Origin of the sequence: Variovorax sp. DXTD-1, from assembly GCF_003984625.1 — a bacterium.
GTDB lineage: Bacteria > Pseudomonadota > Gammaproteobacteria > Burkholderiales > Burkholderiaceae_C > Variovorax.
Genome location: NZ_RWKH01000006.1, coordinates 43884 through 65744, shown reverse-complemented (window position 1 = coordinate 65744; position 21861 = coordinate 43884). Strand labels below are relative to the sequence as shown.

The following is a 21861-nucleotide window of genomic DNA, read 5'->3' as shown; positions in this document are numbered from 1 at the left end:
AAGCCGTTTAATAGTCATTTTATTGATGCCACGAAACAGCCACAGCCTTTCCGCCCTGCCCTCGCAGACCATCGACCCTCTTGAAAGGCTCGGCCTGCGCCTCCGCGCGCACAGGGTCCATCGCGAATGGACGATCACCGAAATGGCCGAGCGGCTGCTGTGCTCGCCAAACACCCTTCGCGCACTCGAGTCCGGCAAGCCGGGCACCAGCATCGGCCTGCTCGCCCACGCGTTATGGCTCTTTGGCGAGATCGACTCGATGGACAGCGTGGCCCCCGCCCCCGCAGCGCTGGCCGCGAAACGCCGCGTGCGCAGGTCGGCGGCGGAAGGCCCAGCAGGCAAGATCGCGGAAGACGAACGTGACTTCTGACAGCGCCGTCGACGAGCGAAGCATCTACGTCGGCCTCGCGCACCGCACCGGTGAACGGGTGCAACCGGCCGGCCTGATGAAGGTGGTGCGCCGCGGCGTGGTGGAGTCCGGTGAGTTCGCCTACGGGCGACGTTATCTTGAAGCCCCGGCGTCCGCACCGCTCAACCCCGAGCATCTGCCGCTGCGCGATGCGACCTTTGTGCTGCCCGAGCGCCGCATTCGCGACGGTGGCGCCATGCCGCTCACGCTGCGCGATGCACTGCCCGACAGCTGGGGCCGCAAGGTGCTCGAGATACGCCAGGGCAGGCCCCTGTCGGACATCGATGCATTGCTGCTGACCAACGAGGACCGCATCGGCGCGATGGTGTTCGCCGAATCGCTGCCCATCGAAAGTGAAGAACCGCCATCGACGCTCCTTTCGCTGGAGGAACTCGCCGAAGCATCCCGCCGCATCGAAGCGGGAATCGAGATCGGCCCCGACATGCACCGGCTGCTGCGCGGCGGCAGCCTGGGCGGCGCACGCCCCAAGGCGGCCTTTGTGCACGAGGGCCGGCGCTGCATCGCCAAGTTCGCATCGCGCGGCGACGACCATGATGTGGAAGTGATCGAGGCGGCAACGCTCTGGCTGGCCAATGCCTGCGGCATCGAAGTTCCGCCTTTTCTGCTGCAACCGCTTGTGGCAGGGCATGCCTTGCTGGTCGAGCGCTTCGACCGGGCGGGGTCGGTGGGCAACGAACGGCGTTTTCACTACCTCTCGGCTTCGGCACTGCTCGATGTGCCCTACGAATCCAGCCGGGGCAGCTATGTCGAGTTGGCGCAGTTGCTGCGACGCATTTCTGCGCAGCCGCAAACAGACCTCGCCGAGCTTTTTCGCCGCCTGGTGTTCAACCTGGCGGTGGGTAACAGCGACGACCACGTCAAGAACCATGGCGCGTTGCGGCGCGAAGACGGCCTCTGGCGACTGGTCCCGGCTTTCGACCTCGTCATGCAGCTGGGCGGGCACACGGGCTACCAGGAGCTGGCCATTCTTCCGGGACAGCACGCATCGAGCCTCGACCTGGCGCGCGCCGCGTCCTCCCATTTCGGGCTGTCGGCGGCGCAGGCGGACGCGATCATCCGCGCCACGGAAGAAACTGTCGCCTTGCATGCCGCTGCGGGCGTCGAGGCGGCGGGGGGAAGCCGGGCGCTCGTGCGTCGGGTTGCGGCGTTCATCGAGCAGCAGCACACACGCATGCACGCGTAGCTGGCACGGCCGATGCGTAGGTCAATGCGGAAGCGTCACGGGCGCGGCGGGCGTAGCTGCTCTCGAGGGAGTTGCCTATGATCATGGCACTGCCCCCAGGAGACAAAACATGGCCGACCGCTACCCCCTTGCCGAGCTGAAAGACCTGCCCGAAGACATCCGCACCGCGATTCTGGCGGTGCAGGAGAAGGCCGGCTTCGTGCCCAACGTTTTCCTCGCGCTGGCGCGGCGCCCGGCCGAGTGGCGCGCCTTCTTCGCCTACCACGACGCGCTGATGCTGAAGGAAGAAGGCTCGCTCACCAAGGGCGACCGCGAGATGATCGTCACCACCACGAGCGCGGCCAACCAGTGCCTTTACTGCGTCGTGGCACACGGCGCGCTGCTGCGCATCTACGAGAAGAAGCCGCTGGTGGCCGACCAGGTGGCCGTGAACTACCGCAAGGCCGACATCACGCCGCGCCAGCGCGCCATGCTCGACTTTGCGATGAAGGTCTGCGAGCGCTCGCATGAAGTCGACGATGCGGACTTCAGCGCATTGCATGCCCACGGCTTCGACGATGAGGACATCTGGGACATCGCTTCCATCACGGCCTTCTTCGGTCTGAGCAACCGCCTTGCCAGCTTCAGCGGCATGCAGCCGAACCCCGAGTTCTTCCTGATGGGGCGGCTGCCTCGCGAGAAGAAATAGCGCGATCCTTCAGGCCTTGTTTCGGCAGGACGCGAGCGCGTCCAAGGCGGGCTTGTAGGTGGAGTTGCTCACATCCATCAACCCCAGCACGGTGTGATAGAGGTTGTCGTGCGTGAGCGGCGTGTCGAGCCCCGCTTCCATGCACGGCATCGAGAGCTTGCGGCGTTCGCTCATGCCCTGGCCGAACCAGGTGACCATGGGCACGTGCTTCTGCGCCTCCGGCGCAAAGCTGTAGGGCACGCCATGCAGGAACAGGCCGTACTCGCCGAGCGACTCCCCATGGTCGCTCACGTACAGCAGCGCCGGGTCGTAGCGCCCCGACTGGGCCTTGAGCCAGTCGATGGTCTGGCCCAGGAAGTGGTCGGTCTGGGCGATGGAGTTGTCGTACACGTTCTGCAGCTCCGCATGGCCGCACTCGGCCAGTGCGTTGGTCTTGCACTCGGGCAGGAAGCGCTTCACCTCCGGCGCCGAACGCTTGTAGTAGGCCGGCCCATGGCTACCCATCTGATGCATGACCAGCACCACGCCCTTTGCGCGGCGCTCGGCCGGCAGCGCCGCGATGCGTGCGTCGAGCCCCTTGAGCATGACGTCGTCCAGGCACTCCTCGCCGTCGCACAGCGCGCTCTTCTGCGCGGGCGAAAGGCTGTCGAACGCCGAGGCATTCGGAATGCGCGTGCAGACGTCCTTGCAGCCCGCCTGGTTGTCGAGCCACAGCACGGCCAGGCCGGCGGCCTGCAGCACGTCGACCAGGTTCTCGTAGTCGTCCTTGCGCGATTCGTAGCCTTGCTTGCCCAGCGGCGAGAACATGCACGGCACCGACGCGAGCGTGTTGGTGCCGCACGAATGCACGTCGCGGTAGCTCAGCACGCCCCGCGCGGCCAGCTCGGGCGTGGTGTCGCGGGCATAGCCGTTCAGGCCGAAGTGGTCGGCCCGCGCTGTTTCGCCCACCACCAGCACGAACATCGGCGGCCGGGCCTGCCCGGCATAGCTCGCGCCCAGCGCCGTGCCGGCGGTGATGGGAATCAGCTTGCGGCTGCGCTTGAACAGCGGCTTGATGAGCACCGAGCCGGCCGAATAGAGGCTCGCCACCGGGTTCATCATGTAGCGCAGGTGCACGTTGTTGCGCATCAGCGGCGCGAGCTGGCGGTTCATCGACACGGCCGCCGCCAAGGCCATCACCGCGGCCAGCACCAGCAGCGCCGCGTTGCGCCAGAGCTTGCCGACAAAGCGCATCGGCACGATGCGCGCGCGCCAGAGCGCCACACCCGGCAGCAGCACAACCAGCAGCACATGGAACGCCATGCGCCAACTCATGAGGTCTCGCGCCTCGTTCGGGTCGGTCTGCAGCACGTTGGCAATCATGGTCGGATCCATCACCACCCGGTACTCGAGCATGTAGTGCTGCACGAACGCCGCCATCAGCACCACGGCAAACCACAGCGGCTTCATCCAGCGCGACCATGCGGTGAAGGACAGCAGCGCCACGGTGGCGCACACCATGAGCACCGCCATGGCTGCGGTGGTGGGCAGGTAGGCGCTCGGTGCGCCGCCGATGCGCGCGAGTTCGTCCCACAGCGGCCAGTTGGCGGCGGCGGCAAGGTAGAGGGCGAGCCACACCACCACCCGTTGCGCCGTGCGCGGCCGTGCGAGCCACAGGTCGATGCGTGCCCAGAGCGCATGTGCAAATGCCAGGTAAGGCGCGCTGGCTGCAGGCGGTTCCATGCCCCGTGCGGGCGCAGGCTCGATTCGCGTAAATGACATGCGCCGACTGTAGAAAGCGCAACTGAAGGAAGCCTGAATGGCCCGTTCAGCCGGCGTTCAGAATGGGCCCGCGGAGGCCCTCCCCTGGCTAGGCGCGGGCTCGCCTTGCCCGCAGCCGGGGCCGCATATAGGCCCTGAGTGCCAGGTTCAATGGGCGACTGACGCGGCGCTCGACCACGATCGCGACCAGCGCCGCCAGCATGGCGCCGACGACCACGTCGAACGGAAAGTGCAGCCCCAGGAACACGCGGCTCCATCCGACGACGGCGGCCACCACCAGCGCCGCAATCATGGGCGCGCGCCACGGCAGGCACCAGAGCGCAAACGCGGCGGCAAAGGTGCCCGCGGCATGCAGGCTCGGAAAGCCCGGCCGCGCGCCCTGCGGCGCCCACTGCACGCCCAGCCCATAGAACGCGGGCCGTTGGAACGGCATGACCGAACGGAACACGTTCACCAGGACCCAGACGGCCAGCACGCTGACCAGCGCGGTAAAGAAGGCATAGCGCAGGCGCCGGTCGATTGCCGCCGCGCCCATGACCGCGAGGGCCAGCAGGGTCGGCAGCACATCGGAGGCAAAGCGCGCGAAATGGATGCTCCACGCCGGCGCCGTGGCACCCGCGTTGATCAGCTCGAACAGGGCAATATCAAGGGCCTGCATGCAAGGCGGCCGGCCCGGGTGCCGGCAAGGGGGTGCCGCGGGGCGCGGCGATCAGCTCGATGGCAAAACCGACGGTCCAGCAGATCCAGGCCGTCCACAGCGTGTGGCTCATGTAGTGCGCGCCGCGCAGCTGCTGCGACACGCCAAGCATCAACCCCGCGGCCAGGGAAACGCAAAGCCAGGCGATGGCCCCGCGAGGCGACACGCGCCGCAGCACGAAAAAGCCGCCCGCATAGGCAAACGCGGCGGAGGCATGGCCCGCCGGAAAACATCCGCCCGGGCCGCCGTCGTACACCTTCCACGCCCAATGCGACACATGGCTTGCCACACCGCCGAATTCCTTCAGGTCCCACGGGCAGCTCGTATGGCTCGCATGCTTGAGCAGGCTGATTGCGATGACCGAAAGCAGCACCGTGAAGGCCAGTTGCGCCCGTGCACGAACAGGCAGCCGCCGCAAGATGCCCAGCGGCCAGCGGATGGCGGCGAACAGCGCAATCACGCACAGCCAGCTCAGGTTCTTTGCCGCCTCATGCATCACGCGGACAAGAAAGGCGTTGTCGCGCCACGGAAAGCCCATGGGCGTGCCTGCCAGGCGCGCCAATGCAAGATCGCCCCCCGTGGCATCCCAGGCCAGCAGGAGCACCAGAGCAAGGAGCGTCCAGCCCCCCAGGCGGATGTTCGACGGATTCGAAAGGTTCGGAGCACGCGTCATGAGCAGAAAAGCAGGTCTGAAAACACCCCTTGAGCCTACGTTTGCGGCCTGAACCGTTCCTGAAGCGGTCTGAACGAGAGCTGACCCGGCTGCGGCGGCACCTCGGTCGGCGCTAGACTTCGTTTTTTCTCGAAAGACCCCCTCGCGTGCGGATATTGCTTGTCGAAGATGACAGTGCGTTGGCAGACGCCGTCTGCAGCTATCTGCTTGCGAAGGCGTTCGTCGTCGACGTGGCGCCCGGCCTTGCCGAAGCGCGCGGCGCCCTGCTTTCGGTGCAATACGCTGCCGTGCTGCTCGACCTGCACCTGGGCGATGGCGACGGCCTTTCGCTGCTGCCGCAAGTGCGCGCGCTGCGCGAGCCGCCCATCGTCATCGTGCTGACCGCGCGCGACCAGGTGACCGACCGCATCCGCGGGCTCGATGCCGGCGCGGACGACTACCTCATCAAGCCCTATGACCCGGCCGAGTTGCTGGCGCGGCTGCGCGCCGTCGAGCGGCGGCGCAACGCCGGCAGTTCGCCGGTGCTGCATCTGGGCACGCTGGAGATCGACCTGGCGCAAGACCGGGTTCGCAAGGACGGGAATCCGGTCGTCCTGACCCAGAAAGAATGGGCCCTGCTGCGCGTGATGGCCACCCGGCCCGAGCGCATCCACACCCGCGAAAACCTGGCCGACGCGCTCTATGGCTTCGGCGACGAGGCCGACAGCAACACGCTCGAGGTGTTCATCAGCCGCCTCCGGCGCAAGCTGGGCAAGAGCCACATCCAGACACTGCGCGGCCTCGGCTATCGCCTGTCGACATCGGCGGGCGACGACGAATGAGCGCTCCATTTCCGAGCAACGGCCGGGACACGCTGGCCGGGCGGCTGACGCGCACCCTGATCGTTTGGGTCGGCGGCGTGTGGCTGCTGTGCGTGCTGGCGGTGGTCTGGTATGTGGACCGCGAGATCAACCACAACTTCGACAACGAGCTGGTCGAGGTGTCGCACCGCATGTTCGACATGGCGGTGCAGGAGTTTGACAAGCTGCAGCAGACGGGCTCCCCCGCGGAAACGCCGCTGATCGCGCCCAAGCAGCTGTTTTCGGCGGATGCCGTGAAGTACCAGGTGGTCGACATCCACGAGCAGGTGCTGCTGCGCTCGGCCGAGGCACCCACCAATGCCTTCGACGTTCCGCTGGCCTCGGGCTTTGCCAACAACCAGACCTGGCGCATCTATACCGTGCGGCACCCCACGCGGGGGCTGTACTTCCAGGTGGCCGATCCGCTGGACGAGCGGCGTTCGGCGCTGAACCGCACGCTGTTCGGCCTGATCATTCCGCTTGGCGCCGTGCTGCCGCTCCTCGCGCTGGTGCTGCGCAACGTGGCCCGCACCGAACTGCGCGTGCTGCAGCAATTGGCGGGCGAGATCGAGAAGCGCAGCGGCTCCGACCTGCGGCCCATTGCCCTGCCCGGCCTGCCGCGCGAGCTGCGCGCGGTGGGCGACCACGTCAACAGCCTGCTGGAGCGGCTGTCGCATTCGCTCGATGTCGAACGCGCCCTGGCCGCCAACGCCGCGCACGAACTGCGAACGCCGCTGGCCGCGGCTCGGCTGCGCCTGCAGACGGCACTCGAGCACGACCTTCAGCGCAACGATGTGCAGGCCGCGCTCGACGCGCTGCAAATGCTCAGCCACCGCACCGAAAAGCTGCTGCAGCTGTCGCGGGCCGAGTCGGGCGCATCGCTCGCGCGGTCGCGGGTCGACCTGGTCCAGCTCGCCGGCACCGTGGTGCAGGAGTTCTGGAACGATCCGCAGGTCAATGAACGATTGGATCTCAAGCTGCCCGACAGTGCCGCCCCGGTGGCAGTGGGCGACGTCGACGCCCTCGCGATTGCGCTGCGCAACCTGGTGGAAAACGCGCTGCGCTACAGCGGCGGCGCCCGCGTGGTGGTGGAAGTGATGGCACCCTGCACGCTCGCGGTGCGCGACTTCGGGCCCGGCGCAAGCGCGGCGCAGCTCGCCTCCTTGCAGCAGCGCCATGTCCGCCACAGCTCCGACCGCGCGGGCTACGGACTGGGGCTGTCGATCGTGGGCACCATCGTCGAGAAGCACAACGCGAAGCTCGAACTCGCATCGCCGCCGGCGGGTGCGGCCACCGGTTTCGAGGCGCGCATCGTGCTGCAGCCGGCCTAGTTTCTCTTTACGAGCGAACCACGCGCCCTACTCGCTCACCACCGCGCGCAGCCAGTCCGGCAAGGGCAGCGCCTTCTGCTTCGGAAAGTCGACCCAGATCGTGGTCGCGCCACCTGCGGCGCAGACCACGTCGGGCGCCTCGGCGCGGGCCATGGTGGCCCAGCTCTCAAAGGTAGTTCGCGCCGGGTCGCTCACGTACATCTTGATGAGCACATTGCCGGGATATTCGATCTGGCGGTAGAAATTGCAGAAGGCATTGACGATCACCATGCCTTCGCCGCCCGGCGTCGGCTCGATGCCGAGCGAATGTATCCAGTCGATGCGCGCGGTTTCCAGGTAGCGAAAGTAGGTGCCGTTGTTCAGGTGCCCCATGGCGTCCATGTCGCCCCAGCGGATCGGGATCGACATTTCATACACGAGCTTCTTCTTTTCGGGAATTTCGATTCTCATCGGTGGGCCTTGATGGATGCGAGGATGCCAAGAACGAACAACAGCGCGGCCGCCAGCTCGGTAGCCTGGGGCCAGCGCCCGTCCCAAAGAAAGGAATAGAGCAAGGCGAACAACGTCTCGCTCACGATGAGCTGGCCGCACAGGCTGGCCGACAGGCGCTGGCTCGCGATGTTCCACAAAATGGTAGCGAGCCATGAAGAGCCGAAACCGCCCGCCAATGCGAGCCAGACGAAGAGCATGCCTTGGGGCTGCGCGCGAAGCGTGGCCACGTCGCTGCCGGCCACCACCCACAGCAGCAAGGCGCCCACGCCGGTCGCAATGCCGAGCCAGTTGGCCCAGTCGGTCGCGTTGAGCTCCGTATGGCGCTGCAGCCAGGCGGCGTTGAGCAAGCCGTACACCGTCCAGCTTGCCATGGCGCAGAGCGCCAATGCAATGCCCCAGCCGAAGCGAACGCCGTTGCCGGCCGTGCCGTGCTGCGCCGACCAGGCGCCGTAGACCATCAGCGCAATGCCCGCGCCCGTGAGCACCAGGCCGGGCAGCAGCGCGCGCATGCGCAGCCCCGCGGGCCGGCCGAGCAGCATCATCCAGACGGGAATGGTGCCGATGATGAGGCTGGGGACCTCTGTGCCCGCCGCCGCAATGCCGAAGGCCAGCAGCAGGTAGTAGCCGCTGAACCCTAGCACGCTGAGGCCCAGCGCCGCCATCGCCTGGCGCCTGTTCGGCCAGCGCAGCGACGCGGGCCGCGTGAACACTGCCAACCCCGATATGGCGCCGAACACCGCGAAGCGCGCGGCCGTGATGTCGACCATGCCAAAGTGCCCGACCATGCGCGGCGCCACGAACACCAGGCCCCAGAGCGCACCCGCGCCCAGCCCGGCGGCTATGCCAACCCAGGCGCGCGGCGTCAGAGCGCGAACCCGTCGTCGGCGGCAATCACCGCGCCGTTCACGAAATGGCTCTGGCCGCTGGCCAGCAGCACGATGAGGCCGTCCAGGTCTTCAGGCTTGCCCACCCGTTTGCGCGGCAGCATGCTCACGAGCTTGGCGCCGCCTTCGGAGGCCCAATGGTCTTCGTTGAGCTCTGTGGTGATGTAGCCGGGGCACAGCGCGTTCACGTTGATGCCGAAGCGGCCCCACTCGAGCGCCATGGCCTTGGTCATCTGCACCACGGCGGCCTTGCTCATGCAGTAGGCACCGATCTGCGGCATGACCTTGAGCGCCGCCACCGAGGCGATGTTGATGATGCGCCCGCCGATGTAGGTGCCCGGCGCCGAGCCCTTGGCGCGCGCCAGCATGCGCTTGCCCACCTCTTGCGCGACGAAGAAGGAGCCCTTCACGTTGGTGTCGAAGATGTAGTTGTAGTCGTCGGGGGTGACGTCCTGCAGGCGCTGGGTGGTGCTGACGCCCGAGTTGTTGACCAGGATGTCAATGGGGCCCACTTCGGTTTCGGCGCGCGCCACGGCAGCCTTGATGCTGCCGATCTCGGTCACGTCGAGTTCTACCACGTGCGCATCGCCGCCCTCGCCTTCGATGCGGGCGCGCAGTTCCTTGAGCTTTTCGACCCGGCGGCTGGCCAGCACCACCGCGGCGCCGGCGCGTGCCAGCGTTTTTGCGAACTGCGCGCCCAGCCCGCTGGAAGCGCCGGTAACGAAAGCCACGCGGCCCGAAAGATCGATGCTGTAAGCCATGAAAAGCGGTCCTGTTGAGTCGTTGCCGAGTCGCCGAGGTGACGCCCTGCACTCCACATAAAATGTTTCGCGCCCTCGAAGCGTCCGAGCCTCAAATCATTATCGACGACACCCACATGACCCACGACGAAATCCTCGCCCAGTTCGGCCCCCGCGAATCCATGGAATATGACGTGGTGGTCGTCGGCGGCGGCCCGGCCGGCCTCTCTACCGCCATCCGGCTCAAGCAGCTGGCCGCGCAGCACGAAAAGGAAATTTCGGTGGTGGTGCTCGAAAAGGGCTCCGAGCCCGGGGCACACATTCTCTCGGGCGCCATCATGGACCCGCGCGCGCTGAACGAGCTGCTGCCCGATTGGAAGGAGCAAGGCGCTCCGCTGAACCAGCCCGTCACCGACGACGCGATGGTGTTCCTGGGCGAAAAATCGGGCCTGCGCACGCCTGCTGCCTTTCTGCCGGCCTGCTTCCAGAACCACGGCAACTACATCATCAGCCTGGGAGCCTTCACCAAGTGGCTGGCGCAGCAGGCCGAAAACCTGGGTGTCGAGATCTTCCCGGGCTTTCCGGCGGCCGAGGTGCTCTACAACGAGAACGGCTCGGTGCGCGGCGTGGCCACCGGCAACATGGGCGTGGGCAAGGACGGCGAGCCGACCGAGAACTTCCAGCTGGGCATGGAGCTGCTGGGCAAGTACACGGTGTTTGCCGAAGGCGCGCGCGGCCACCTGGGCCGCCAGCTGATCGCCAGGTTCAAGCTCGACGAAGGCCGGGACCCGCAGACCTACGGCCTGGGCGTGAAGGAAGTGTGGGAGATCGACCCCAAGCGCCATCAGCCGGGCTTTGTGCTGCACACCGCCGGCTGGCCGATGAAGAGCGACACGTATGGCGGCGCGTTCCTCTATCACATGGAAGACAACAAGATTTCCATGGGCTTCATCACGGGCCTGGACTACAGCAACCCGTACCTGAGCCCGTTCGAGGAAATGCAGCGCTGGAAGCTGCACCCCAACATTCGCTGGTACCTTGAAGGCGACGAGGCCAAGGGCATCAAGCCGGCCAAGCGCATCGGGTATGGCGCGCGCGCCATCACGGCGGGCGGGCTGATGTCGCTGCCCAAGACGGTTTTCCCGGGCGGCGCGCTGGTCGGCTGCGAGGCGGGCTACCTGAACGTGAGCCGCATCAAGGGCAGCCATGCCGCCATCAAGACGGGCATGCTGGCCGCCGAAGCCGCTTTCGACGCGGTGCAGGCCGGTCGCCAGCACGACGAGCTCACGGCCTACCCGGCCGCGTTCGAGAAGAGCTGGCTCTACACGGAGCTGAAGAAGGCACGCAACTTCAAGGCCTGGTTCAAGAAGGGGCTGGGCATTGCCACGCTCATGAACGGCATCGAACAATGGCTGCTGAAGGGCAACATTCCGTGGACCCTGCACCGCAACAAGCCCGACCACATGTATCTCAAGCCGGCGGCGGAGTGCAAGCCCATCGTCTACCCGAAGCCGGACGGCAAGCTCACGTTCGACCGGTTGTCGAGCGTGTTCATCAGCAACACCAATCACGAGGAGCAGCAGCCGGCCCACCTGACGCTCAAGGATGCATCGGTTCCGGTGAACATCAACCTCTCGAAGTTCGCGGGTCCTGAAAGCCGCTACTGCCCGGCTGGCGTGTACGAGTTCGTGGGCACCGACGACGGCAAGCAGCGCCTGCAGATCAATGCGCAGAACTGCGTGCACTGCAAGACTTGCGACATCAAGGACCCGACGCAAAACATCGTGTGGGTCACGCCTGAGGGGGGTGGCGGGCCTAACTACGTGGGGATGTAATACAGGCTCTTGCTGACGCTGTTGTTCAGGGCGTGTGCAAAGGCCACCGGGTACTCCCCTCCGCGAATGTCCCCCGGGGCTGCGCCCCTCCTCCTTTTACCGGGACTTCTCGCGCGGTCAAGCACGGGTGGTTCGGGTCGGCTCTTCTGCCAAGCCGTATCGCTTGCGAGGCATTGAGGATCGAGGCGCAACGCAACGAGGAACAGACTGCACATCTACCGACGGTCTTGTTGCACTGGCACGTGGCCGTGCGGACCCAGATACGAACCGCTCAGCGGGGCTCCATTCATTTCTCGTGATGCCTACTGCAACCGACATCACCAAGGAGGAGTCGAGCTTGCCCGCTGCCGGTCTGACCTGTTCATTGCATCTTCGAACTCACGTCTGGCAAACAAATAAACAACAACAAAGGGTATTCGAACGGATGGAGCTACGTCGCCACCACCGCGGCGATGGCGCCTGGTGGCTTGGTACTGACGTGGTGCGCATCGAAGGCCCGGCCCCGTGCGAACACGGCCCACAGAATGCGCGCGTTCTTGTTGGCCAACGCCACCACGGCCTTCTGCCAGCCGCAGCGCTCACGCAAGGCCTGCCCCCAGCGCGAGATCGGATCGTCGCGCCTGTGCGCCGTCAGCACCATCGACTTGGCCCCCTGGATCAGCAGCGTGCGCAGGTACGCGTCGCCGCGCTTGGTGATGCGCCCCAGGTTGGTCTTGCCCCCGCTGGAGTTCTGTCGGGGCGTCAGGCCCAGCCAGGCGCCGAACTGCGCACCGTTCTTGAATTGCTTGAAGTCGCCCACGGTCGCCACCACCGCGGAGGCCGTGACCGGTCCCACGCCCAGCAACTGCTCGGCCTGGCGCACCTGCTCGCTGGCCTTGCCGTGCGCGGCAATGCGCTCGTCGCACCAGCGCAGGTGCGCATCGAGTTCCTGCCACTGCGCATAGGCCCTGTGCAGCGCCAGCCGGGCGAGGCCGCCGAGTTCATTGCCAGCGTCTTCCATCGCATCGGGAAGAACCTGGCGCAGCGCCTCTGGGCTTTGGGCGAACACCAGTCCGAACTCCGCCAGCAGGCCCCGAATGCGGTTGATGCAGGCGGTGCGGTCTGCCTTGACGCCCTCGCGCAGGCGGTGAATGCACAGCATGCTTTGCTGCTCCACGCTCTTGACGGGCACGAAGTGCATGTGCGGGCGCGAGGCGGCCTCGCAGATGGCGGCGGCATCGTTGGCGTCGTTCTTGCCGCTCTTGCCTTGCAGGCGATAGGGCACGACGTGCGCGGCGGCGATGATGCGGGCATCCAGCCCCAGCGCGAGCAGCTTGCGCGCCCAGCAATGCGCACTGGAGCTGGCCTCCATGGCGACCAGGCAGCCCGCGGGCAGTTGCGCGCACCAGGCCAGGAATTTAGTGCGCGGCAATGCGCGCCCCGTGACGCGCACGCCGGCAGCGTCAACCGCAAAGACCTGGATCACGTGCTTTGCCAGATCGATGCCGACTCGGGTAATCTCGTTCATGGGACTTCTCCTTCCAAAGGTTTCAGATTGACTTCGCAAACCAATCTTGGCACTCGATGCCGTGACCAGGAAGCGAGAAGTCCCTTCGCATTCATTTCGCTGCGCAAGGCACCCGATGCCCTGTGCACCTGGGCACGTCCGTGGTGTACCGCTGATCAACGACTGCTCTGTGCAACGCACCCGCTGGCGGGGTGCCTTGCGCAGCGAAACAAAGGAGGAGGCCGCAGGCCGGGGGACATTCGCGGAGAAAGGTACCCCGTCGGCGGGTGCGCACCCCCGCCACCAAAGCGCGCAATTCAGCGCTGACCTTCGCCCCACCCGCCCCCGCCAGGCGTCTCGACCACGAACACGTCCCCAGGTGCCATCTGCACCTGCCCGATGTGGTCCAGCATCTCGACAGAGCCGTCGGCCCGCTCCACGCGGTTGATGCCCACCGCGCCGGCTTCGCCACCCGCTCCGCCGAATGCTCCGTAGAGCCGGCCATTGCTGAGGATCGATGCCGTCATCGGCGCCAGGAAGCGCACGCGCCGCACGCCGCCGTCGCCGCCTCGCCAGCGCCCTGCACCGCCTGAACCGGCGCGCAGGCGATAGCTGTCGAGCCGCACCGGGTAGCGGAACTCCAGCACCTCGGGGTCGGTGAGCCGCGAGTTGGTCATGTGGGTCTGCACCACGCTCGTGCCGTCGAAGCCGGGGCCGGCGCCAGAGCCGCCCGAAATGGTTTCGTAATACTGGTGCTCGCCGTCGCCGAAGGTGAAGTTGTTCATGGTGCACTGGCTTGCCGCCATGACGCCGAGCGCACCGTAGAGCGCGTTGGTTACGCAGCTCGAGGTTTCGACATTGCCCGCCACCACCGCGGCCGGCGGCAGCGGGTTAAGCATGCACCCGCTCGGCACGATCACTTCGATGGGCTTGAGGCAGCCAGCGTTGAGCGGAATGTCGTCGTCTACCAGCGTGCGGAACACATAGAGCACGGCCGCCATGGTGATGGCGCGCGGGGCGTTGAAGTTGTTGGGCAGTTGCCCGCTGGTGCCGGTGAAGTCGACCTTGGCCGAGCGGCGCACGGCATCGACTGTGACGCACACGCAAATCTGCGCGCCGTTATCCAGCGGCAGCGTGAACTCGCCGTTCTTCAGCGCGGTGATGACACGGCGCACCGATTCTTCGGCGTTGTCCTGCACATGGCCCATGTAGGCGGCGACGGTCTCGCGGCCGAACTGCGCCACCATGGCCTGCAGCTCCTGCACGCCCTTCTCGTTGGCGGCGATCTGCGCGCGCAGGTCGGCGAGGTTCTGCTCGATGTTGCGCGACGGATGAGGCCCGCTTCCCAGCAGCGCGCGAAGCTCGGCTTCGCGCAGGCGGCCGCCCTCTACCAGCTTGAAGTTGTCGATCAGCACGCCTTCGTCTTCGATGCTCCTGGAGAATGGCGGCATCGAGCCGGGCGTGATGCCGCCCACGTCGGCGTGGTGGCCGCGCGAGGCGACGTAGAACGAAGGCCGCGCATCGGCTGCTTCCAGGTACACGGGCGTGACCACCGTGATGTCCGGAAGGTGCGTGCCGCCGTGATACGGGTCGTTCAGCACGAAGACGTCGCCGGGCTTCATGCCGGGGTTGCCGTCGATCACGGTCTTGATCGATTCGCTCATCGAGCCCAGGTGCACCGGCATGTGCGGCGCATTGGCGATGAGGTTGCCCTGCACGTCGAACAGCGCGCAAGAAAAGTCGAGCCGCTCCTTGATGTTGACCGAATAGGCGGTGTTCTGCAGCCGCAGGCCCATCTGCTCGGCAATGTTCATGAAGAGGTTGTTGAACACCTCGAGCATCACCGGGTCGGCGCTGGTGCCCATGGCCTGGGTGGCCACGCGCGGCCGCGCGCGGTGCAGCTCGATGCCGGCGGCGGTGGCGCGCGCCTGCCAGCCGGGCTCGACCACCGTGGTGGCGTTGCGGCCCGCGAGGATGGCGGGGCCATCGATGGACGCGCCGGGCTGGAGGGCCGCCTCGTCGAACAGCGCGGCATCGCGCCAGCCGGCGGCTTCTTCGTCGGCCTCGCAGTACATGCGCACTGCCGCCAGCGGATCGGGTGCGTATGAAGCTGCATCGGCCAGGGCGGCCGGCTGTGCGCGGCGCTCGCCGGCACCTACGGCTTCGACCGTCACGGCCTCGATGACGAGTGCCCGTTCCGCCATCAGGAAGGCGAAGCGGCGTCGATAGCCGGCCTCGAACTCCTCACGCATCGCGGCGATGGCGTCGTCAGCCGAACCCTCCATGGGCAGCGCGCACGCCAGCGCCGTGTCGGTGCCGTGGTAGCGAAGCTGCACGCGGTGCATCGCGGCAATGGCTGCATCCGCCACCCCTTGCTCGCGCAGTTCTGCCTTGGCCTGCGCCGCCAGCGAGGACGCCGCCTCGCGTGCCGCCGCCAGCCCCTGCGCATCGAGCTGGCGCTCCAGTGCCAGCTCGCGCATGGCCAGCTGGTCAGCCAGCCCCATGCCGAAGGCCGAGAGCACGCCCGCCAGCGGATGCAGGTAGACGCTGCGCATTCCCAATGCATCGGCCACCAGGCACGCATGCTGCCCGCCGGCACCGCCGAAGCACTGCAGCGTGTACTGCGTGACGTCGTAGCCGCGCGCCACCGAAATGCGCTTGATGGCATTGGCCATGCTGGCCACGGCGATGCGCAGTGCGCCGCTCGCCACCTCTTCCGCGCTCACGGCGCGGCCCGTGGCCTCCGACATGCGGCGCGCCATCGCGTCGAAGCCGCTCCTTGCCGCTGCCAGGTCGAGCGGCTCATCGGCGCTGGACCCGAACACATGCGGGAAGTGCGAAGGCTGGATCTTGCCGAGCAGCACGTTCGCGTCGGTGGTGGTGAGCGGTCCGCCGCGCCGGTAGCTGGCTGGCCCGGGGTTGGCGCCGGCCGACTCCGGCCCTACGCGCAGCCGCGCGCCGTCGAAGGCGATGACCGAGCCGCCGCCCGCTGCCACCGTGTGAATGCTCATCATCGGCGCGCGCATGCGCACGCCGGCCACCTGAGTTTCGAACGAGCGCTCGAACTCGCCGGCATAGTGCGATACGTCGGTGGAAGTGCCGCCCATGTCGAAGCCGATCACGCGCGCATGGCCGGCATCGAGCGCGGTTCGCACCATGCCGACGATGCCGCCCGCGGGGCCCGAAAGAATCGCGTCCTTGCCCTGGAAACGGTCGGCCTGCGTGAGCCCGCCCGAGCTCTGCATGAAGAACAGCGGCACGCCCGGCATCTGCCGCGACACCTGCTCCACGTAGCGCCGGAGAATTGGGCTCAGATAGGCATCGACCACCGTGGTGTCGCCTCGCGGCACCAGCTTCATGAGCGGGCTGGTCTTGTGCGATACCGACACCTGCGCGAAGCCGATGCCGCGCGCAATGCGCTCGGCCGCCGCTTCGTGCGCGGTGAACCGCCAGCCGTGCATGAAGACGATGGCGCAGGCGCGCAGGCCGGCATCGAAGGCTTCCTGCAGTGCCGAACACAGTGCTTCTTCGTCCAGCGGCTGGGCGATGCCGCCGTGTGCGTCCATGCGCTCGTTCGCCTCGATCACGCGCTGGTAGAGCAGCTCGGGCAGCACGATGCGGCGGTCGAACAAGCGCGGCCGCGCCTGCGTGGCGATGCGCAGCGCATCGCGAAAACCCGCCGTGGTGACCAGCACCGTGGGCTCGCCCTTGCGCTCCAGCAGCGCGTTGGTGGCCACCGTGGTGCCCATCTTCACGCACTCGACGCGCTCGGGCGTGACAGCCTCACCGCGCGCGAGCTTCAGCAGGCGGCGGATGCCTTCGACGGCGGCGTCCTCGTACTGCTCGGGGTTCTCGGACAGCAGCTTGAGCGTGTGCAGGCCGCCCTCGGGATCGCGGCCGACCAGGTCGGTGAATGTGCCGCCGCGGTCAATCCAGAACTGCCAGCGTGACGGAAGAAGGGAATGCGTGGTCATGAGAGAAAGGGTCTTCGCAGGAGAAAGAGAAAAGTGCTTCGGATCAGTTCTGACGCAGATCGCGTCCGCGCGTCTCCGGAAGACACAGCGCCACGATTACCACCATGGCGTACGCCACCGCGGCGCAGATGCCGATGGAGGTACCGAGCGAAAGATGCATGCGGTCGCTCAGCACGCCCACCAGGGCCGGAAAGGTGGCGCCGATGCCGCGCCCGAAGTTGTAGCAAAAACCTTGCCCCGAGCCGCGCAGTTCATTGGGAAACAGCTCGGACAGGAAGGCGCCCGCGCCGCTGAAAATTCCGGACATGAAGAAACCGAGCGGAAAGCCGAGCAGCAGCATCAGGCCGTCGGTAATGGGCAGCAGCGTGTACGCATAGACCAGCGACCCCGCCCCGATGGCGAACAGGATGAAAGCGCGGCGGCGGCCCAGGCGGTCCGAGAGATAGGCACCGCACAGGTAGCCGATGAAGGCGCCGACGATGAACATGAACTGGTAGCCGCCCGAACCCAGCACCGTGAGATGGCGTTCGTTCTTCAAAAAGGTCGGCAGCCAGACGCCGATGGCGTAGTAGCCACCCTGCATGCCCGTGAACAGCAGGCTCGCGAGCACGGTGGTGCCCAGCATGCCCGGCTTGAAGATCGCGAGAAAGTTGCCGCTGCGCTCGCCGCGTTCGACGGCCGCGCGGCTTTGCACATAGATCTCCGGGTCGCGGATCGAGCGGCGGATGAACACGATCAGCACCGCCGGCAGCAGCCCCAGCATGAACATCACGCGCCACGAATACTCCGGCGGCAAGAACGAGAACAGCGCCATCGACACCAGCACCGCCGCGCCCCACCCTACCGCCCAACTGCTCTGCACAAGCCCCACCGCCTTGCCCCGGTAGGCCGGCCGGATCATCTCGGCAATGAGCACCGAGCCCACCGCCCATTCGCCGCCAAAGCCCAGGCCCTGTAGCGTGCGCGCAATCAGCAGCTGCTCAGGCGTTTGCGCCAGGCCGCAGGCAAACGTGAAGATTGCGAACACCAGGATGGTGAGCTGCAAAATGCGCACGCGGCCGTACCTGTCGGCCAGGATGCCGGCGCCCCAGCCACCGATGGCGGAAGCCACCAGCGTGGCCGTGCCGATCAGGCCCATCTCGGTCTTGCTCATGCCCCACAGCGACAGCAGGATGGGCGTGACCAGCGGCAGCGTGTAGTAGTCGAATGCATCGACCGCATACCCGCTGAACGAAGCGGTGAGCGTGCGCTTTTCGTTCGGGTTGAGCGTGCGCAGCCAGCTGCCTTCGGCTTGTGCGTCGTCGCCTGTCTGCGCGGCGTCGAGGGTGGTCTTCATCGGTTGTCTCCAGGTATGAAATTTGGGGAAAAGAACGGTGGCCTAGAACGCGGCCAGGCGGTGGTGCAGCAGGTCGGTCACGAGCATCGAGCCCGGCGCATGGGTGATGGCGAACGGCAGCCTGGCGGCGGCCAGAGCGGCCTGCGGCGTGACGCCGCAGGCCCAGAACACGGGCAGTTCGTCGGGCATGACCTCGACCGCATCGCCGTAGTCGGGATCGGCAATCGAGCGGATGCCGATCAGCGCCGGATCGCCGATGTGCACCGGCGCGCCGTGCACGGCCAGAAAGCGCGAGGTGATCTGCACCGCACGGATCGCATCGGCCGCGCGCAGCGGGCGCATCGACACCACCATCGGCCCATGGAAAGGACCGGCCGGCACGGTGGCCACCGAGGTGCGGAACATCGCCACGTTGCGGCCTTGCTCTACATGCCGCAGCACAATGCCTTCGGCCATCAGCGCATGCTCGAAGGTGAAGGAGCAACCGATGACGAAGCTCACCATGTCGTCGCTCCACAGGGCGCGCACGTCGGCGGGCTCATCCACCAGCTCGCCGTTTCGCCACACGCGGTAGCGCGGCAGGTCGGTGCGGATGTCGATGTCTTCGCCGAGCGCGGGCAACGCCGGGTCACCGGCTTCCGACACACCGAGCAGCGGACACGGCTTCGGGTTGGCCTGGCAGAAACGCAGGAAGTCGGCGGCGTGCGCCTTGGGCAGGATCACCAGGTTGCCCTGCACATGGGCACTGGCCAGTCCGCTGGTGTGGCCGGCCAGTGCGCCGCTGCGGCAGGCCTGGCGCACGGCCAGCGCGCTGCTCGCCGCGCCGGATTGTTCTACGAAGGATTGGCGGTTCGACATTTGGCGTTTTCGATGCCCGACGCATCGCTGTGGTGTGATGCGCCGGATTGTGGGAATCCGCGCTCACGAACGCCAACGCAAAGTTTCTCGCTCAGCTCATCGATTTTTTCGATGACTCCATGCGGTGCGAGGCATGCACCACGGCGGAGCCGAGCGCGGCCTCCGGCAGCGGCGACGACGGATCGTCGCGGTAGCTCGCGTAGATGGGCAGCGGCTCCAGCGTCACGTCGCAGGGCAGCACGCGCAGCGGCAAACGCCGCGCCAGCGGCTCGACCACCGCGCGCGGCAGCGCGGCCACACCGAAGCCCGCCTCCACCAGCTGCGCCATCGCCGAGATCGAAGAGATCGCATGCACGCGCGGCGGCGGGCTGCCGGCCTCGCGGAACAGCTCGAGCAGCGCCACGTGCGGCTGCGATCCGCGCTGAAAGGTCAACAGGTCGAGCGAGAGCAGGTCCGGCAGGCGGTAGCGCCGCTTCAGGTGCAGCTCGCGGTGCCCGACGAAGCACATGGGCATCGGCGGCACGGCGCGGGTGCGCACGCCGTCGCCGGCCGCGGGCAGCGCGGCAAACACCAGGTCCTGCTTGCCGCGCTGCAGCTGGTCGACCAGCACCGGCGTGGTTTCGACGGTGAGCTCCAGTTCGAAGTCCGGATGCGTCGCCTGCATGTGCTTGAGCCAGCCGGTGAGCCAGCTGTGCACCACCGATTCGATGGCGCCCACGCGCAGCACGGCCTCGCGCACGGCGCCCGAGCCCATCTCGGCCTTGATGTGCATCTGCATTTCGAGCAGCTTCTGCGCGAAGGCATGAAAGCGCTGCCCCGCTACCGTGAGGCGGAACTGCTTGTCGCGCCGGTCGAGCAGCAGCACGCCCAGCTCACGCTCGAGTGCCGCAATGCGGCTGGAAAGCGCCGATTGGGTGAGGTGCAGCTTCTCGGCCGCACGGGTGACGCTCTTTAGCGCCACGGCCCAGTGAAAGGCTTCAACGAATCGCAGGTTCATCGTTTTCCGATCGTCCGGTTTCTTGTTTGCGCGAGCCGCGAGTGTCGCCTGTAGCGGGTGCTCCGCTGCGCCATGCTCGTTGCCGTGGGCACCGGGCAGCTCGTGGTGCTTGCCAGCTCGCTCGCGGTGTTCGGCGATTCACCCGAGCAGCCGCTGCCGCCGGTGATCGAAGGCCACACCCTGCCGACGCCGCAAACCAGCTACGGCATTGCCTGACGAAACACCCGTGGCCATTGCATCGCCGGCCCGCACCCTCGAACGCATCATCCGCGCCGCGGGGGCAAGCGATGCCGAATGGGGCCCGCGCACGGCGCTGAACCTGCCCTCGCTTTCCACCACTGTGGGCGAAATGGCCGCCGCGCTCGAACGCGTGGCCGGCAAGGCGGCCACCGCCCTGCTCGACCGCACACCCGACCCAGGCATCCGGCGCATCGTGAAAACCTGGCCCGGACGCATCGAAACCGCCCGCGCCAAACGGCTGGGACTCTCGGCGGACGCCGATTTCGAAGTAGTTATTCGTGATTACGTCCGTGAAAATCCCGACGCGGTGAAGCTCCCTGTTACGGCATAGTCGGCGGTTGCCCGCGGAGTTTGCTTTTTTCGCTTTTTCTTCGCGCCTTCTTTTCTCTGGAGACAACACAATGAAATTGACCCGACTGGCCGCCGGCCTGGTTCTGGGCATGGGCATGGCGTGCGCCGCCTTCGCGCAGACCACCATGAAAATCAGTATTTCGACCGCGCAGAACTCGCACCAGGGTGTTGCGATCGACGTCTTTGCCAAGGAAGTCGAAAAGCGCACCGGTGGCCGCTACAAGGTCCAGACCTTCTACAACGGTTCATTGGGCGGTGAGCGCGAGTCGATCGAAGCCGTGCAGCTCGGTACGCAAGAGCTGGCTTTCTCCTCGACCGGCCCGGTGCCCAATTTTGTGCCCGAGACAAAAATCCTCGACGTGCCCTTCCTGTTCCGCGACAAGGCCCATGCGCGCGCCGTGCTCGACGGCCCCATTGGCCAGGATCTGCTGACCAAGTTCGACGCCAAGGGTTTCAAGGCGCTGGCATGGGCCGAGAACGGCTTCCGCCACATGACCAACAGCAAGCGCGACGTGAAGGCGCCGGAAGACCTCAAGGGCCTGAAGATGCGCACCATGGAAAACCCGGTGCACATTGCGGCCTACAAGACCTTCGGCATCGTCACCACGCCGATGGCCTTCCCCGAAGTGTTCACCGCCCTGCAGCAGGGCACTGTCGACGGCCAGGAAAACCCGCTGTCGGTGATCATCTCGGCCAAGTTCGACCAGGTGCAAAAGCACCTTTCGCTCACCGGCCACGTCTACTCGCCGTGCATCTTCGTGATGAACAAGGCAACCTTCGACAAGCTCAGCGCGGCTGACAAGCAGGCCTTCCTCGACGCTGCGAAAGAAGGCACCAAGGCCAATCGCGCACGCGTGGACGAAGACGACGCCAAGGGCGTGGCCGACTTGCGCGCCAAGGGCATGACGGTGATCGACAACATCGACAAGACCAAGTTCGTCACCGCGCTGGGGCCGGTGAATGCCCAGTTCGAAAAGGACTTCGGCAAGGCCAACCTCGACAAGATCCGCGAGTTCAAGTGATTTTCATGATGCTATCTTTTGGATAGCATCGGGCGCCCGCTCAG

At 66.6% G+C, this 21861-nt stretch carries 18 protein-coding genes and 1 pseudogene; 8 read left to right on the top strand and 11 right to left on the bottom strand.

The features are described from left to right. Positions 1 to 25 precede the first annotated feature (25 nt). The 3 genes from EJI00_RS07290 (at position 26) to EJI00_RS07280 (ending at position 2301) form a co-directional block, all read left to right on the top strand. Complete coding sequence (locus EJI00_RS07290; protein WP_126746807.1) at positions 26 to 370, top strand: helix-turn-helix transcriptional regulator; 345 nt, start codon at positions 26 to 28, stop codon at positions 368 to 370. Next, positions 360 to 1613, top strand: a complete 1254-nt coding sequence (locus EJI00_RS07285; protein WP_126746806.1) for a type II toxin-antitoxin system HipA family toxin — start codon at positions 360 to 362, stop codon at positions 1611 to 1613. Before EJI00_RS07290 ends, EJI00_RS07285 begins: the two co-directional genes overlap by 11 nt. A 109-nt stretch (positions 1614 to 1722) precedes the next feature. After that, positions 1723 to 2301, top strand: coding sequence for a peroxidase-related enzyme (locus EJI00_RS07280; RefSeq protein ID WP_126746805.1), 579 nt, complete (start codon positions 1723 to 1725; stop codon positions 2299 to 2301). Positions 2302 to 2310: 9 nt separating this feature from the next. On the opposite strand, the gene EJI00_RS07275 is transcribed toward EJI00_RS07280, so the two are convergent. From EJI00_RS07275 to EJI00_RS07265, 3 genes are all read right to left on the bottom strand, one after another. Continuing rightward, positions 2311 to 4062: a phosphoethanolamine transferase gene (locus EJI00_RS07275; protein WP_126746804.1), complete on the bottom strand. Its 1752-nt coding sequence runs from the start codon at positions 4060 to 4062 to the stop codon at positions 2311 to 2313. Between the two features lie 88 nt (positions 4063 to 4150). Next, positions 4151 to 4720 (bottom strand): phosphatase PAP2 family protein, encoded by a 570-nt coding sequence (locus EJI00_RS07270; RefSeq protein ID WP_126746803.1) that lies wholly within the window; start codon positions 4718 to 4720, stop codon positions 4151 to 4153. Beyond that, complete coding sequence (locus EJI00_RS07265) at positions 4707 to 5432, bottom strand: phosphatase PAP2 family protein (RefSeq protein ID WP_126746802.1); 726 nt, start codon at positions 5430 to 5432, stop codon at positions 4707 to 4709. Before EJI00_RS07265 ends, EJI00_RS07270 begins: the two co-directional genes overlap by 14 nt. A 146-nt stretch (positions 5433 to 5578) precedes the next feature. On the opposite strand from EJI00_RS07265, the gene EJI00_RS07260 reads away from it, so the two are divergent. Together EJI00_RS07260 and EJI00_RS07255 are read left to right on the top strand one after the other, a co-directional pair. Next, a complete protein-coding gene (locus EJI00_RS07260) occupies positions 5579 to 6253 on the top strand; it encodes a response regulator transcription factor (protein WP_126746801.1) in 675 nt (224 codons plus the stop codon). Next, a complete protein-coding gene (locus EJI00_RS07255; protein ID WP_126746800.1) occupies positions 6250 to 7602 on the top strand; it encodes an ATP-binding protein in 1353 nt (450 codons plus the stop codon). The genes EJI00_RS07260 and EJI00_RS07255 overlap by 4 nt, the downstream gene beginning before the upstream one ends. Before the next feature lie 27 nt (positions 7603 to 7629). Here the strand turns inward: EJI00_RS07255 and EJI00_RS07250 are convergent, their stop codons facing one another. From EJI00_RS07250 to EJI00_RS07240, 3 genes are read right to left on the bottom strand one after another with little or no spacing between them, the layout of a single operon-like run. Beyond that, entirely contained in the window at positions 7630 to 8052 is a 423-nt protein-coding gene (locus EJI00_RS07250) for an acyl-CoA thioesterase (protein WP_126746799.1), read from the bottom strand. Beyond that, the gene (locus EJI00_RS07245) at positions 8049 to 8936 is read right to left on the bottom strand and encodes a DMT family transporter (RefSeq protein WP_260590525.1); all 888 of its coding nucleotides are present in this window, start codon (positions 8934 to 8936) and stop codon (positions 8049 to 8051) included. Before EJI00_RS07245 ends, EJI00_RS07250 begins: the two co-directional genes overlap by 4 nt. Before the next feature lie 20 nt (positions 8937 to 8956). Then, positions 8957 to 9739, bottom strand: coding sequence for an SDR family oxidoreductase (locus tag EJI00_RS07240; RefSeq protein WP_126746797.1), 783 nt, complete (start codon positions 9737 to 9739; stop codon positions 8957 to 8959). 116 nt (positions 9740 to 9855) lie between these two features. Between EJI00_RS07240 and EJI00_RS07235 the strand changes: the two genes are divergently transcribed. Next, positions 9856 to 11553: an electron transfer flavoprotein-ubiquinone oxidoreductase gene (locus EJI00_RS07235; RefSeq protein ID WP_126746796.1), complete on the top strand. Its 1698-nt coding sequence runs from the start codon at positions 9856 to 9858 to the stop codon at positions 11551 to 11553. 430 nt (positions 11554 to 11983) lie between these two features. Here EJI00_RS07235 and EJI00_RS07230 read toward each other — a convergent pair whose 3' ends face one another. From EJI00_RS07230 to EJI00_RS07210, 5 genes are all read right to left on the bottom strand, one after another. After that, positions 11984 to 13060 carry an IS110 family transposase gene (locus EJI00_RS07230; protein WP_126746795.1) on the bottom strand — a complete coding sequence of 359 codons (1077 nt, stop codon included), beginning with the start codon at positions 13058 to 13060 and terminating at the stop codon, positions 11984 to 11986. A gap of 296 nt (positions 13061 to 13356) precedes the next feature. Continuing rightward, entirely contained in the window at positions 13357 to 17013 is a 3657-nt protein-coding gene (locus tag EJI00_RS07225; RefSeq protein ID WP_126746794.1) for a hydantoinase B/oxoprolinase family protein, read from the bottom strand. A gap of 43 nt (positions 17014 to 17056) precedes the next feature. Then, on the bottom strand, positions 17057 to 18349 hold the full coding sequence (locus tag EJI00_RS07220; RefSeq protein ID WP_126746793.1) for an MFS transporter: 1293 nt from the start codon (positions 18347 to 18349) through the stop codon (positions 17057 to 17059). A gap of 42 nt (positions 18350 to 18391) precedes the next feature. Continuing rightward, positions 18392 to 19207, bottom strand: a complete 816-nt coding sequence (locus tag EJI00_RS07215) for a putative hydro-lyase (protein ID WP_126746792.1) — start codon at positions 19205 to 19207, stop codon at positions 18392 to 18394. Between the two features lie 91 nt (positions 19208 to 19298). After that, positions 19299 to 20204, bottom strand: a complete 906-nt coding sequence (locus EJI00_RS07210; RefSeq protein ID WP_126746791.1) for a LysR family transcriptional regulator — start codon at positions 20202 to 20204, stop codon at positions 19299 to 19301. 81 nt (positions 20205 to 20285) lie between these two features. On the opposite strand from EJI00_RS07210, the pseudogene EJI00_RS07205 reads away from it, so the two are divergent. Together EJI00_RS07205 and EJI00_RS07200 are read left to right on the top strand one after the other, a co-directional pair. Then, positions 20286 to 20775 (top strand): annotated as a pseudogene (locus EJI00_RS07205) (hypothetical protein); the annotation flags it as partial. Between the two features lie 70 nt (positions 20776 to 20845). Then, the gene (locus EJI00_RS07200) at positions 20846 to 21817 is read left to right on the top strand and encodes a TRAP transporter substrate-binding protein (protein ID WP_126746790.1); all 972 of its coding nucleotides are present in this window, start codon (positions 20846 to 20848) and stop codon (positions 21815 to 21817) included. The last annotated feature ends 44 nt before the right edge of the window (positions 21818 to 21861 follow it).